At 38.9% G+C, this 14,123-nt stretch carries 16 protein-coding genes and 1 other annotated feature; of the genes, 15 read left to right on the top strand and 1 reads right to left on the bottom strand.

Annotation, left to right across the window (positions count from 1 at the left end; all coding sequences use genetic code 11):
- Positions 1 to 66: 66 nt before the first annotated feature.
- The 10 genes from ACP8HG_RS15050 (at position 67) to ACP8HG_RS15005 (ending at position 6,847) form a co-directional block, all read left to right on the top strand.
- A complete protein-coding gene (locus ACP8HG_RS15050; protein ID WP_438297047.1) occupies positions 67 to 351 on the top strand; it encodes a hypothetical protein in 285 nt (94 codons plus the stop codon).
- A gap of 121 nt (positions 352 to 472) precedes the next feature.
- Complete coding sequence (locus ACP8HG_RS15045; protein WP_438297045.1) at positions 473 to 652, top strand: hypothetical protein; 180 nt, start codon at positions 473 to 475, stop codon at positions 650 to 652.
- Positions 653 to 732: 80 nt separating this feature from the next.
- A complete protein-coding gene (locus ACP8HG_RS15040; RefSeq protein ID WP_187046102.1) occupies positions 733 to 927 on the top strand; it encodes a DUF6980 family protein in 195 nt (64 codons plus the stop codon).
- A gap of 420 nt (positions 928 to 1,347) precedes the next feature.
- On the top strand, positions 1,348 to 1,911 hold the full coding sequence (locus tag ACP8HG_RS15035; protein WP_438297043.1) for a recombinase family protein: 564 nt from the start codon (positions 1,348 to 1,350) through the stop codon (positions 1,909 to 1,911).
- A gap of 159 nt (positions 1,912 to 2,070) precedes the next feature.
- Positions 2,071 to 2,511 carry a hypothetical protein gene (locus ACP8HG_RS15030; RefSeq protein WP_187047218.1) on the top strand — a complete coding sequence of 147 codons (441 nt, stop codon included), beginning with the start codon at positions 2,071 to 2,073 and terminating at the stop codon, positions 2,509 to 2,511.
- Between the two features lie 120 nt (positions 2,512 to 2,631).
- Positions 2,632 to 3,042 carry a DUF4275 family protein gene (locus ACP8HG_RS15025; protein ID WP_340741762.1) on the top strand — a complete coding sequence of 137 codons (411 nt, stop codon included), beginning with the start codon at positions 2,632 to 2,634 and terminating at the stop codon, positions 3,040 to 3,042.
- Between the two features lie 412 nt (positions 3,043 to 3,454).
- Entirely contained in the window at positions 3,455 to 4,114 is a 660-nt protein-coding gene (locus tag ACP8HG_RS15020; RefSeq protein WP_438298664.1) for a toxin C-terminal domain-containing protein, read from the top strand.
- Entirely contained in the window at positions 4,083 to 4,667 is a 585-nt protein-coding gene (locus tag ACP8HG_RS15015) for a hypothetical protein (protein WP_338654817.1), read from the top strand. The genes ACP8HG_RS15020 and ACP8HG_RS15015 overlap by 32 nt, the downstream gene beginning before the upstream one ends.
- A 145-nt stretch (positions 4,668 to 4,812) precedes the next feature.
- Positions 4,813 to 5,975, top strand: a protein-coding gene (locus tag ACP8HG_RS15010) for an IS3 family transposase (protein WP_438297040.1) whose coding sequence is annotated in 2 segments (ribosomal slippage) — positions 4,813 to 5,083 and positions 5,083 to 5,975 — 1,164 coding nt in all. Because the reading frame shifts where the segments join, the coding sequence is not laid out codon by codon here.
- A gap of 554 nt (positions 5,976 to 6,529) precedes the next feature.
- Complete coding sequence (locus tag ACP8HG_RS15005) at positions 6,530 to 6,847, top strand: hypothetical protein (protein WP_438297038.1); 318 nt, start codon at positions 6,530 to 6,532, stop codon at positions 6,845 to 6,847.
- Between the two features lie 167 nt (positions 6,848 to 7,014).
- Here the strand turns inward: ACP8HG_RS15005 and argS are convergent, their stop codons facing one another.
- The gene (gene argS / locus ACP8HG_RS15000) at positions 7,015 to 8,679 is read right to left on the bottom strand and encodes an arginine--tRNA ligase (RefSeq protein WP_438297036.1); all 1,665 of its coding nucleotides are present in this window, start codon (positions 8,677 to 8,679) and stop codon (positions 7,015 to 7,017) included.
- Between the two features lie 62 nt (positions 8,680 to 8,741).
- Positions 8,742 to 8,946: a binding site (T-box leader), on the bottom strand.
- An 88-nt stretch (positions 8,947 to 9,034) separates the two neighbouring features.
- Here argS and ACP8HG_RS14995 point away from each other — a divergent pair.
- From ACP8HG_RS14995 to ric, 5 genes are all read left to right on the top strand, one after another.
- Positions 9,035 to 9,250 (top strand): hypothetical protein, encoded by a 216-nt coding sequence (locus tag ACP8HG_RS14995; RefSeq protein WP_187046090.1) that lies wholly within the window; start codon positions 9,035 to 9,037, stop codon positions 9,248 to 9,250.
- A 257-nt stretch (positions 9,251 to 9,507) separates the two neighbouring features.
- Positions 9,508 to 11,724 (top strand): ribonucleoside-diphosphate reductase subunit alpha, encoded by a 2,217-nt coding sequence (locus ACP8HG_RS14990; RefSeq protein WP_421103204.1) that lies wholly within the window; start codon positions 9,508 to 9,510, stop codon positions 11,722 to 11,724.
- Positions 11,709 to 12,149, top strand: coding sequence for a flavodoxin (locus ACP8HG_RS14985; RefSeq protein WP_067213478.1), 441 nt, complete (start codon positions 11,709 to 11,711; stop codon positions 12,147 to 12,149). The genes ACP8HG_RS14990 and ACP8HG_RS14985 overlap by 16 nt, the downstream gene beginning before the upstream one ends.
- Positions 12,128 to 13,165 carry a ribonucleotide-diphosphate reductase subunit beta gene (locus tag ACP8HG_RS14980; RefSeq protein WP_370569927.1) on the top strand — a complete coding sequence of 346 codons (1,038 nt, stop codon included), beginning with the start codon at positions 12,128 to 12,130 and terminating at the stop codon, positions 13,163 to 13,165. Before ACP8HG_RS14985 ends, ACP8HG_RS14980 begins: the two co-directional genes overlap by 22 nt.
- Positions 13,166 to 13,338: 173 nt before the next feature.
- The gene (gene ric / locus ACP8HG_RS14975; RefSeq protein ID WP_438297033.1) at positions 13,339 to 14,037 is read left to right on the top strand and encodes an iron-sulfur cluster repair di-iron protein; all 699 of its coding nucleotides are present in this window, start codon (positions 13,339 to 13,341) and stop codon (positions 14,035 to 14,037) included.
- Positions 14,038 to 14,123 lie beyond the last annotated feature (86 nt).

The raw sequence follows: 14,123 nt of genomic DNA, 5'->3' as shown, positions 1-14,123 counted from the left end.
GGAACCATTTACTACCAAGCTCCGTCTGGATTAATAAGATTTTTCAGTGTGAATGGAGGTATAATTATGTGGGTAATATTCGGTCTTATCGCAATAATAGCAACTTGTATAAATCTTTATATGTATGGAACAGGCAAAGATTATAAATTGGCAATGGCGATGGGATTATCATTTACAGCACTAACAATTGTTGCAGATTACAGTATGGTGTCCGATTGGGTAGAGGTGAAAGATTGGGCTGCATTATTAGATGTAGTACCTACGATGGAAACAGCCTTATGGGTTTTGACGATTATATCGATTTTATTAAATATTACTCCTATACTTTTAGAGTTGAAAAACAAAAAATAATTAATATGTTAATTTTTATTTGCAGCTATCGGGCGCGATTGTCGTACAAAATTCGTGCTTCTGTCGGGCTAAATAATACAAGAATTGCTAAATAGAATTCTGACTGTCGAGGTGCTTGATATTGAAAAGACCAATTGGAATTAGACTAGATGGTTGTATTTATACTAGCAATGGTGAAGATTTAAGTGAGGAAGAGTTTTCTAATGCTTTTATTGAATTTATTGAAGAAAAAGGATGGTATTTCGGTGGTGGCCATTTCCAAATAGACGAGGAAGGAAATCATATAAAGGATATTGTATAGCTTGTAGCGCAATCGGGCGCAATTCTTGAAAAAGGATTTGCGCCTGTTCAGTAAAAGGAGCCATTTAGGAGGAGCAACATATGAAAAAACACTGTTGTGAAGATATGGATTACCATGCAAATTTCAAATGTGATATGTATAGCGATCCATTTGAATGTCCTGATAAAATAATGATTTTCGATGATAAAGATAACGACTACGGTTTGATAATCCATGATGGTGGCTCTTCAAGTATAAGTATTGATTTCTGTCCGTGGTGTAGTTCGAAATTATAAACTACTATGCAGCTAACGACCGCGATTGTTTAATTAAGCGTCTCTGTTTTTATTAAACTAACGAGGTGATTTAGTTTAAGATTCAGCTGCCTTTACAGAGCATTTTTTTTATTGTGTAATGGAGGTAACTACTTCCGTGAACGGGTGTTATGTCTACTAGGGGTGCAACATCCAAACCGTAATTAGAGCAGTAGATGTATTAAAGTGTACTAAAAAAACTTCGCGAATCTAACACAATGCAAATATGTTAGATTTGCAAAAAGTCTCTCTTTTATTTCAAAAGGGAGACTTTTTTATCTATTGTTGGTGTCAGAACTTTTAAGTATTGACACCAAAATCAGGATGCAGTAATATCAAGGCATCAATCGGTGTCGTAACTAAGTGTCATAAATAGACCGCAAAAAAGGGGGGCAAATACATATGAAATATGGTTATGGTCGCGTAAGTACAGCATCACAAGATTTAGAGTTACAGCTACAGACATTGGAAAGTGAAGGTTGTGACAAAATTTATTCCGAGAAATTCACTGGAACTAAAGCGGATCGCCCCCAATTTGTAGAGTTACTTTCATTGCTGAAAAAAGGGGATACATTGGTAGTTACGAAGCTAGACCGTTTCGCAAGATCGGCAGAAGATGGGGTAAATCTAATCAAAGAATTGCTTTCAAAAGGAATCAAGGTTCACATATTAAATATGGGACTTGTAGAAGATACATCAATGGGCAGATTAATTTTAAGAATGTTATCAGCCATTGCGGAATTTGACAGGGATATGATAGTTGAACGATTAGCAGAGGGTAAAGCAATTGCGAAGCAGAATCCTGATTTTCGTGAAGGTAGACCGAAGAAATTCACTAAAAAGCAAGTAGCACACGCTTTACAGCTATTAGAAACAAATTCCTATACGCAAGTAGAAGAAATTACAGGGATTTCTAAAAGCACACTAATCCGTGCCAAAAGAGAAGTAACAAAAGGGTTGCTTTAGTTTAAGTATCGGCTGCCTTTACAGGGCAGCTTTATCTTATTGAGTAATGAAGTTAACTACTTCCGAGAAGTGACGTTATGTTAACCTGGTGTGCATGTAGCATACAAGACTGTTTAAATCCTTCCATGAAATATAATAAGTTAACATAGGGGGTGTATTATGATTTCATATAATAGAGAAATTAGATTGAGAGACTTGGAGATCTATTTATTATTTAAAAGTGGTTTATCTATGGGATATTTAATTATTGAAGATTTAAGAAGACCCTTAGGTAAAGAGGAAATGAAATTAGATCCATATAAATATATAGATCTAGAAGATATTGAAGAGTATCGAAATCTAATTAAAATTGATGTATTGTCAGACGAAACTTTAAACGAAGATGATCAAGAAATTTTCCGGGAATTTGCGTGTGGTTTAGTGGATAGAAAAGACTTTTGTGCATTGAAAGTAAATTATACTGTTAATCCAGAGTTATTTGAGGAGTTTCCGTTAGATTTAGAGGTAGAAGATTACGAAAAAATGTTAAATGTAATAAATTCTGGGTTTGATATTTCTAATTTAAGTTTAAGTAATTTGATGTACCTATCCCAGGATTGAGAGTACTTAGATGAAAAAATATATATTAAGGTGCATTAGGTGAACAAGAAATACAAGAAGGTCTAAAATTGGGCAAGCTTGGTAATTAGCATTTGATATTTGCGAGAGAGGTTAAAGTGAATGCAAAATAAAGAATTAAAGGTGTTGGAAATACCGAAGTGGGGACGCTATTTACGAGGTGAGTGGCTTGAAAACTTTGCTGGTCATCTAACAAAAGAGGAACAAAAAGAAATATATTTGAATTCATTTTTATGGCACCTTTGTAGTTATGAAAAAACGGAATGCCTCGAAAAGGAAGTGGCCATAAAAGCATTTGAAAGGCAAAAAAAGAATCAATGCACAATCTTTTATGAATTCACGAATGAAGCGTTTTTAGTTCAAAATGCTATAAATCTTAAAGTGAAAGATTTGCCATACGATCGCTGGGATCTTAATTTCAGTGACATCTATGTTATGGATTCGGAAAATAATTGGACATTTATTATAACGCATGAAACAGGGCTTGGACCTTATTTTATTCAAAAGTCATAACTACCACTTTCACAATCGGCTGCCTTCACAGGGTGGCTTTTTCTTATTGCGTAATGGAGTTAACTACTTCCGTGAACAGGCATTATGTTAACCTATTCTGTATTGTTTAATGAAACGAGGGTGAATAGGAGACTGCAACCCCTGTTGGATTTCCCCCAAATAAAATTCGAGTATAGCCAATTCGGTTTCTTTTCAAACGATTTCTTTCTCTACGTGGAAGTCTGCCAGTAGAGTTGCGACATTTCCCGTTGATAATTGCCACGTCTTGTCCTCTTTCTGCAACAAAATAGAAGAAAAATATACATTTAATTTGGTAAAATGATACATAATACCCTGTATTTAGTTAATCTTGTGTGTAATAATTGATTTTGGCTTTAATGTAAATATTTGGAGGTAGTTATGAGTGGAAAAGATGAAAAAAGTTATTACGTTATTAAGTCTTTTAGTTTTATTCAGCACCACTATTTTGGTTCCTTTAGCAAGTGCAAAAGAAAGTGAGGTTCTAACTTCCACCGATCTTAACCGACTGGAAGAGAGCCCACAAAGTGAGCTTACTGAGTATGATTTGAAAGTACTCGAAATAATAAAAGAGTTAGAGTCATCCGATGAAGGAGTTTTATTAGAAGATTATCGAGGAGATGATATATATACTGTTTATGGAGGAACCATAGCGGCTGGTAAATATGTCATCCCGGGTATTGGAACAGTTATGGTACTTGTAACAGGTGCTGTTATTATTGGAGATGTGATGTGGGAAGCCACTACTTCAGTTGCAAAGAATATCATAAATTTACTTTTTTCTAAACCTGAACCTGTATACAAGACAGATGGAGAAGCAAAAAAGGCCGCAGACAAACTAGGATATACTAAAGCAAATGAGACATGTAAAGATGGTGTAGCTATTTTTAAAAAGGGTAAAAAAACCAAAAATGGACCAGGTTATATATCTCGTGATTTAGATAATCATACTGGTGTTGGAGCTTGGAAAGGTGGTTCTTCACCAAAAAATGTCTGTTCTAAATCAACAAGGAGTGGTACATATGATAAAGACCTTAACCGTGTCGGCGACTAAGTTCATTAATACTAAGTCTGGAGTTCTACTAACTGAACCGTGGGGTTCTTCAATGTATTTTAATTCACCGATGGAAAATCGAGTTAGATTCGCAACAGATTATTTTAGAGAAGTTCGAGTAAAAGGAATTCAAAAGTTTATCAATTACCTTACATTTGATGAACCAACAGTCGATCTTTTTATAACTCTAGGACGTAATAGAAGAAATAAATACATCTCTAATAACTTATCAAAGCGCATCCGGTTGACCAATTGGAAGGAATACAAGATCACTAGTGAAGAAATTGATTTTGAAAAGGGCTTTGGCAAAATTGCTTTAATAAAAGATGTTTCAGTAAATGATTTGATGTTATATACAACAGATGTACTGCTCTATAAAAATGATCGCGCCTCAAGAGCTTTATTTATTATTGTTACGAGTAAGTATCTAATCCATTTCGGGGGGAGTGGAGACGTAATCAATATACTTTCTACAGACCCTAAAAATATTAAAAACTTAAAAATGAATTATAATGGTATTTTTGATACTTATTACGATGAACCTTTAAGTTGAAATCAGAAATCAAATATAAGATGATTTGCTGGAAAGCGACCTATCCATATATCTGAACTGGACTAACCTAAATTATTGAGACAATATAAAACACCTCCGATATAAGTACACTTGTAAAATGTACTTGCATCGGAGGTATTTTTGCATGGGCAAAAACGTATATTCAAGCGAAGTTAAATGGGCAGTTGTTAAAGATAAACTAAGTGGTGAATTGACAACTAATGAAATTATGGAAAAACACGGAATCAAAAATAAATCACAGGTTGAAACTTGGATGAAATGGTACCGTGCGAATGAAATTTATCGATTTGATCAGCCAATCGGTAAACAATATACATTTGGTCACGGTCCCGAGTTAGCCAGTGAAGACGACAAGCGAGAACGTCAATTATCTCATTTGAAGATGGAGAACGAAATCTTGAAAAAGTACATGGAGATCGAAAGGGAGTTAAAAAAGAAATAGTTCTACAGAGTGTAGAGAAACTTAAAAAGAAGTACACGATTACAGCCATTTTGTCCGCGTTAGGAGTACCACGGGAGAACTATTATAGATGGTGTCTTCAAGCTAACAATAAGCCGCTTTCAGTAGAAGAGGAATCCATTAGGGAACTGTATAAAAGCACTAGGTATCGGAATGGTCATCGAAAAATAAAGGCTATGTTGAAGCAGAACTATAATATAGAATTGAATCGCAATACAGTTCAGAACCTCATGCAAAAGCATAACTTACAGTGTCGTATCAAGCCAAAACGGAAGTGGAAATCCCAAGGTGAAAGTATCATAATTGCCCCTAACCTTCTTCGCGATTTCAAGGCTAGTATACCAAACAAAAAGTGGGTGACAGACATCACATATATCCAATATGGCAGTACTACAAAATATCTTTCGACTATTATGGATCTATTCAATAACGAAATTGTCGCTTACAAATTATACGATTATCAACAAACCCCGCTCGTGATTGACACGTTAAAGGAGGCGCTGGTTGTCCGTAATCACCTCGAAGGCGTGATTGTGCTTTCAGATCAAGGAAGTGTCTACACGTCATATGCGTACCAGGCCTGCATTAAGGATAATGACCTCGCCAGCAGTATGTCGCGTAGAGGAAACTATTGGGATAATGCGGTGATTGAATCTTTTCATTCGAACTTGAAGTCTGAGGAATTTCAATATGTTAAATTTAATTCATTACGTAATCAAGACGTAACTGAGCGGGTAATTACCTATTTAAATTATTATAATGAAGAACGTATCCAAGAAAAATTAGGCTATCTAACACCCATAAAGTATGGTGTCATGGCAGCCTAATAAAGATGTTTTATATGTGTCTCATATCGCTATGTCAGTCTACTCAGTTGGTTTTAAAATTTTGTACAGGTTCGCGTTGGGGGAAAATGGTATACTTTGTGGTTAGTGATACGTTCCAATGACTATAAATGTTGACATAGAGAATCCTCTCAACAACGCTTGGCGCTAGGGGATGCCTCCCGCAATAAGCCAAACAGAAAACCGCCGTCAGTCTTATTGCTTCGGCTACCCCTATGAGGCGCCTTCGCTGGAGATTATATAGAATCATTAGTTCAACATATATAAGATTGGATTAAGAAGTAGGAGGGGTTTGATAGGTTAGAAATACTTAGAGTTCAAAAAAACAGATACTCTGCTACAAAAAATATACCAAATAAGTTTTTGACCAAGAGTATATTGGGTGAAATGTCTATGCAAGGTTTTTATCAACAAGTATGTGAGTCGGAACTTGCGATAGAATCATTGTGACTGTATCCATTTGAACAATAGGAGAAAAAGTTGGAAAAGAGATTCGTATTTTGAACTAATATAATAGATGAGTAAGGAGGAAAAAATTGTCAGCTTTGAAAAGGGATGCTATTACATTTTTTAAAGTGTTAATTTATTTGGCTATTGGTTTCATCCTAACTGAAAATGTATTAGGAGTAATTTATGAAGATTTCGGGATTAGTTTTATGGGGAACGTATGGGTTAATTGGTTCGGGTTGTCGTATCTTTTGTATTTTTTCTATACAACAATCCGTGTGCTATTTACAAATAAAAATAACCACTTGTTTAAAAAACGTATGAAATCCAAGGTTTTTTGGGTACTTTTTATTGTCTCGGCTTACGTCGTCTTTATTCCTTTTATTAAAGGAGAAAATCCATTCTAGCCCAACTAAGGATAGTTAGTTGAACAAAGAACAAGAAATCAACAAGAGAATTTAATGGATCGCGCTAGTGAAATGCCAAACCTAAATGTTTGGCGTTTTCACTAGAGCTTTTTTTCTGTTTTTTACCGCTGAACGGACCTGTTGACTTCCGTATGATTCATTTCCGATCACATCTCCTCAGGTGCCTTCATTCCTAACAATCGTAACGCCTCTTTCAAGACAATCGCCGTACTCGTGATCAGTGCAATTCTGTATGGCAGATGATCAGTATCGGAAAGCACTTTGACATTGCCGTAAAATGAGCTAAACGTTTGAGCGAGATCGATTGCATATTTTGCAATGATGGATGGGTCTAAATCATCCGCAGCGCGCTTGACTGTTTGTGGGAATTGCTCCAATGCTCGAATGATTGCCCATTCGAAATCATTGACGTCATCCACGCTATACGGCTGTATGTCGCCAGCTTTTCTTAACACTGATTTGGCCCGTGCGAAAGCATATTGGACGTAGGGACCGGTTTCACCTTCTGTCTGGAGCATTGTTTCTAAGTTAAATTCGATATCGTGTTTGCGATGTTGTTTCAGGTCACCGAAAATGATGGCACCGACGCCAACTTCTTCAGCGACTTGCGCTTTATTCGCTAAGTTTGGATTCTTCGTTTCAATTGTCGACTGTGCAAGTGAAATCGCCTCATTCAAAACTTGCTCTAGCAAAACAATTTTCCCTTTGCGGGTGGACATCTTTTTTCCGGCTTTTAATATGAGACCGAAAGGAATGTGCTGGATATCGTCTGCCCACTCGTAGCCCATTTTACCGAGTACTTTCTTGAATTGTGTGAAGTGGAGACTTTGTTCATTTCCAACGACATAGAGAGATTTCACGAAATCATACGTTTCTTTTCTATCGATTGCAGCGGTTAAATCGCGTGTGGCGTATAACGTCGCGCCATCTGATTTCATAATCAAACAAGGTGGCATATCCTCACCCAGTTCAACCACGAGTGCACCATTTGATTCTATTAAGAGTCCTTTATCTGCTATTTCCTTAACGATGGGTTCCATCTTGTCATTATAGTAGGCCTCGCCGTTATAGGAATCAAAGGTAATACCCAGCAAATCATAAATGCGTTGAAATTCCTTGAGGGATTCCGTTTTGAACCACTTCCATAAAGCCAGTGCTTCCTTATCACCGTCTTCCAGGGATTTGAATGCTGCTCTGCCTTCAGCGTTAAGCGAATCATTGTGCTCTGCTTCTTCATGGAATCGGATGTACAGTTTTAACAACGTCTGGATTGGAGCTTGCTGGACCTCTTGTTCGTAGCCCCATTTCCGGTAGGCTGTCAGTAGCTTGCCAAACTGTGTGCCCCAATCTCCGATGTAATTGATTTTTACGGTCTTACAACCATTCTTTTCGAGTAGTAGTGCAATCGAATTTCCGATGACGGTGGAGCGCAAATGCCCCATGGAAAATGGTTTGGCAATGTTGGGGGAAGATAAATCGATTGTGACAATCCCGCCATTTCCTTCATTAGATGACCCATAGGAAACGGATGGATCCAGAATTTTCTGCAGTAGGGCACTGGTAATTGTAGTACGGTTCAGAAAGATATTCACATATCCGTTGACGGCTTCTGCTTTACGAATTAACGGATGTTCGATTGCCAGGGCGATTTCATTGGCAATGACAACAGGCGATTTTCTAAGTTCCTTTGCGAATGGGAAGCATGGTAAAGCCAAATCGCCTAAATGTGCATGGACAGGCTTTTCTAGCATGTTTTCATCCAATGGAATCGGACTAAATTGTTGCAGCACTTGCAAGACATCCATTTTCATTGTCAACACTCCTTTTGGTTGATTGAACTAAAAAAGCGTAAAAAAAAGCCCTCATCTCAAATTAATGAGACGAAAGCTTACTTCCGCGGTACCACTCAAATTACCCGTATAGGGCCACTTCCTCATAACGGCGAGACACCGGCTTTTCCTAAAAAGCTTGGAAAAGCATCTCCGAAGTGCGGTTCACAAGTATTCTTCACCGGGCTTCCACCATCCCCAGTTCGCTGAAAAAGAAATAATTGCTACTCTCTTCATCACAGATGTTGTAGTTGAATGTATCAAAATGGTGATTGGCTGTCAATTGAAAGTAACAATAATTCACAAGTGAAAACTGTTTGGAGTTAACTTCTAAACTATGTGTAGAACACTGCATTTAGTGCTGAATGACAAAATAGAACCGACATCGGGAAAAAAGGATATTTTTTTAGATTTTAAATTAATGTTTATAACTTGTGTATCGTTTGCAAGAATGACGATGATGACGGTCAAAGCGACACTAGAAAATGACTGTGGATATGTGGATAAGTTATTGATGGTAGGACAAGTAAACTTTTTCCCTATTTACGATTAGACCACAACATGTTAGGGTATGTATAATGATTAAGACACTACATATAGTGTTAGTGGCGAAATTGAACGAAAGCTGTATTGTTGACAAATAGGAATTTAGAGTGTCAAATAAGTTCTTGACTACTTAACTACAGCTAACAAATTATCCCTCAGTAAATAAAACTCATAAACGATGGATCTGCCTGAAAAAGGTGGGATTATCGTTTTTTATTGGAAATAGAAAAATTAGGTTTGATAAAGGAGCCGATGAAAATGACAATGAATATTACTAAGACGAGTACGGAGATGCTATTGGAAGACTTACAGAACGAGTTTGGTGGGGAGAAGATTCGTCCATTATTTACTGCAAGTGAAAAATGGAATGAGCGTCATCCTGGAGCAAGCGCATCAGAATGGACAAAAGCGATGATTCTAGAAACGCTCAGCAATATCGATGAGGTATCGACGTACTGGACTTTCGTTGCGGCCCGAATTCACTTACGTGATGTTTACAATCGTCAAGCTCAGCTTCGCGGTGCAAAGGTCTATACGGATTTTGCTGAAAACGTTGCCCGTCTAGTCGAGCAGGGATTATACACACCCGTCTTAACGGAAAAGTATTCACGCGAAGATCTTGTTATTCTCGGTAATCTAATCGAACCAGAACGGGACAAGCTATTTACATATATCGGTTTGAAAACACTTATGGACCGTTATGTCGCTGTTGACTTTAGCAAACAATCGGTTGAACTTCCGCAAGAGCGCTGGCTTGTTATTGCAATGACATTGATGCAGGATGAGACAACTAACCGGCTTGAAAAAGTAGCGGAATCATACTGGGCGATGAGCAGTCTCTATATGACGGTTGCAACGCCGACATTGTCGAATGCTGGAAAACCGCACGGCCAGTTATCAAGTTGCTTTATCGATACGGTCGACGATTCTTTGCAAGGCATCTATGACAGCAATACGGATATAGCTAACTTGTCGAAATACGGTGGCGGCATTGGTGTTTACATGGGGAAAGTCCGCAGTCGTGGCTCATCCATTCGTGGATTTAAAGGCGCTTCAAGTGGCGTACTTCCATGGATTAAGCAGTTGAACAACACGGCAGTAAGTGTTGACCAACTTGGTCAGCGACAAGGTGCAATCGCCGTTTATCTCGATGTTTGGCACAAAGACATTTTTACGTTCCTTGACCTCAAGTTAAACAACGGAGACGACCGCTTGCGCGCACACGATATTTTCACGGGCGTCTGCCTTCCTGATATTTATATGGAACAAGTTGATGCACGTGGGGACTGGCACTTGTTTGATCCGCATGAAGTTCGGGTGGTTATGGGTTATTCACTAGAGGACTTTTACGATGAAACAAAAGGGGCAGGTTCGTTCCGTGAGAAATACGAAGAGTGTGTTAATAATCCTGAACTTAGTCGGGAAATCGTTCCTGCTATCGATCTTATGAAACGGATTATGCGTAGCCAATTGGAAACGGGAACGCCGTACATGTTTTACCGTGATGAAGTGAACCGTGCGAATGCTAACAAACATGAAGGCATGATTTATTCATCGAATCTTTGCACAGAAATCACGCAAAATATGAGCCCGACTGAATTCGAGTCTGTTACGCTCGAAGACGATATCGTGGTCACGCGTTCAAAACCGGGCGATTTTGTCGTCTGTAATTTATCATCCATTAACCTGGGACGAGCTGTTCCAGCAAGCGTTTTGGAAAGACTCATTACAATTCAAGTGCGCATGCTTGATAACGTCATCGATCTTAATAAAATACCGGTTGTCCAAGCGCAACGAACTAACGCGCGTTACCGTGGAATCGGTCTAGGGACATTTGGCTGGCATCATTTGCTTGCCTTGCAAAACATTCAATGGGAATCAAACGAAGCAGTGGATTACGCTGATAAATTATATGAGAAAATAGCTTATTTGACGATTAAAGCTTCGATGCAACTGGCTACTGAAAAAGGATCGTACCCATTATATGAAGGATCCGAATGGCAGTCTGGCGTTTATTTCGACAACAAGAACTATGACTCGAAGGAATGGCATGAACTCCGCATCGATGTTGCAACAAATGGTATGAGAAATGGTTATTTGATGGCAATTGCACCGAATAGCTCGACGTCTATTATCGCAGGATCAACTGCATCAATTGATCCGGTTTTCAAACCGTTTTATCATGAAGAAAAGAAAGATTATAAGCTTCCAGTTGTTGCGCCTGACCTTAATCACAACACATATGACGTCTATCGACGCTCCGCTTATATTGTCGATCAGCGTTGGTCAATCAAACAAAACGCAGCAAGACAGCGCCATATTGACCAAGCAATTTCTTTCAACATCTATGTTCCGAATTCAATTCGTGCATCGGTTCTGCTTGAACTTCATTTGCAAGCGTGGAAGTCTGGTATGAAAACGACATACTACACACGTTCAACTGCGACGGATATCGAAGAGTGTGAATGGTGTCATTCTTAATCGTCTACGCATCGTGGAGCGGAAACACGCAGGAAGTTGCTGAAATGATTGAAGAAACGCTAGTAGCGGAAAATATAGCTGTTACAACGTTTCGAATCGGTGGGGGCGTCATTCCGAACCCTCGTGATTTCGATGCGATGCTCTTGGGGTCATTCACGTGGGAGCAAGGCTCAACGCCTGACGAAGTAAAAGACTTTGTAGCGGATGTGGGGTATAAACCGGATAATGTATACGTCTTCGGAACGGGTGATACCCAATTTGGCGGCGATGCATTATTCTGCCACGCAGCGGTGAAGTTAGCGCGGTTTTACGCATCCCCTTATGAGCCGCTTAAAATCGAACAAAGTCCACGTGGCATACAGCAAGAAAAAGTAATTGAATGGTCGAAGGGAGTCATCAGAAATTGGAAAAACTTAAACGAGTGAAGGTCTTGGAACCTGCACATCCAAACAAATCAACGGCTATTTTCGGGGGCAAGGCGAGTGGTATCCTCAACTGGAATGACATCGCACATCCCCATTTCTATACATTGCGTCAACAAATCCGTTCACTATTCTGGACGGCCAATGAAGTCGATATGACACAAGACGTTAAGCAATTCTCGACGCTGACAAAGCCGGAACAAGACGCATTTCTTAAAATTATTGGCTTACTCGCGACACTTGACGGACCACAGACGACAATCGCTTTGAAAATGGCGGATTATACAACCGATCCTTCTGTTAAATCAATTATGGCCACAATTGCCGATCAAGAAAGTGAACATAATCACAGTTATGCATACGTACTATCTTCCGTTACGACACTTAATAAGCAGATGGCTTCATTTGAAATGGGCCGCTCAGACGAAGTGCTATTGAAACGGAATGAGCGCATTGTAGAAGTATACAATGACTTCGCCGAGCGTCCGACAATCGAATCAGCATTGAAAGCGATGGTCTATACGACGCTGCTTGAAGGACTATTTTTCTATAGTGGATTCGCATTCTTCTACAATCTCGCACGCAATCAGAAAATGGTTGGTACTTCGACAATGATTTCGTATATTAATCGTGATGAATTGCAACATGGTAAAGCAATTAGTGACATTTTCCGCGCAGCACTTGCAGAAAACCCTGAACAAAATACAGATGAATTCACGGCTTGGATTTACGATCAGTTCAAACATTCGGTCGAACAGGAAGTCATCTGGAGCCGTTACGTACTAGCAGATATTGAAGGTATCGAACTTGCCGAAATGGAAGGCTATGTGAAATATCGCGCGAACAAAATGCTTCGCATGCTCGGACTTAGTGAAATTTATCCGGAGTTCACTGACAACCCAATGAAATGGATTCGTGCATATGTCGACAGCTTCGACGATACAAAAACCGACTTCTTTGAACAATCATCACGTCAATACGTCAAAACAAGCGATCTTAATGGATTTGATGATTTGTAAGTATATGAACGCACACGGGAAAAATCGTGTGCGTTTTTTTTTCAAGTAAGAAGGGATTTGAATGGGGATGTAGTATCTTAAATAGGGCAAACCCTACTATCGGTACGAATGGCTGCCTTGTAAACTAAGGGTGAGAATAATTCTCATTAAAACAAGCAGAGGAGGAAAAAATTATGAGTCGACTAACACTTGATACACAAGTTTGTGATATCGTCACGGAGCTCCCTCAAAGTGCTGATTTGTTTAGAAGTTTGCGCATCGATTTCTGTTGCGGTGGAAAAATTGCTCTTAAAGATGCAGCTAAAGAACGAAAACTCAATCCTGAAGAGGTTCTAAATAGTGTCAAAAAAATAGAGGAGAAACGCGAGCAGCAAAGTGGCATCGATCCAACGTCATTCGGTTCAAAAACGCTCGTCTCCTATATTCAAGAAAAGTATCATACTGGGCTACGGGAAGAATTACCGCTTCTCGCACCGTACATTACAAAGGTTGCCCGTGTCCATGGAGAAAATCATCCGCATCTTCTTCGCGTTCAAGAAATCTTTAAAGAATTACGAAGTGAACTTCTTGATCACACGGCAGACGAAGATGCCAACGTATTTCCGCTAATTCTGGAGTTTTTAGAAAATCCTACACCTGAATTGAAAGAAAAGGTTAAGCCGCTTGTAACGGAACTTGAGCAAGAGCACGAACACGCAGGTAAATTATTATTTGAAATACGTGATCTAACGAATAATTTCACGCTACCAGACGAAGCCTGCGGAACGTATAGACTCGTGTACGCACGTCTTGTACAACTTGAAAAAGACACATTTGAACATGTCCATCTCGAAAATAACAACTTATTCGACCGTGTCCGGGTCGCACTGTGATTGATTAAAGGACAAAAACCACCTATCTACAAAGGTGGTTTTTTGTGTGTAATGGTTTAGCGAAGTCCGTTATGACTATAGAAATA

It is taken from the genome of Sporosarcina sp. FA15 (assembly GCF_051550195.1).
GTDB lineage: Bacteria > Bacillota > Bacilli > Bacillales_A > Planococcaceae > Sporosarcina > Sporosarcina psychrophila.
This window is presented reverse-complemented; position numbering and strand designations above follow the sequence as displayed.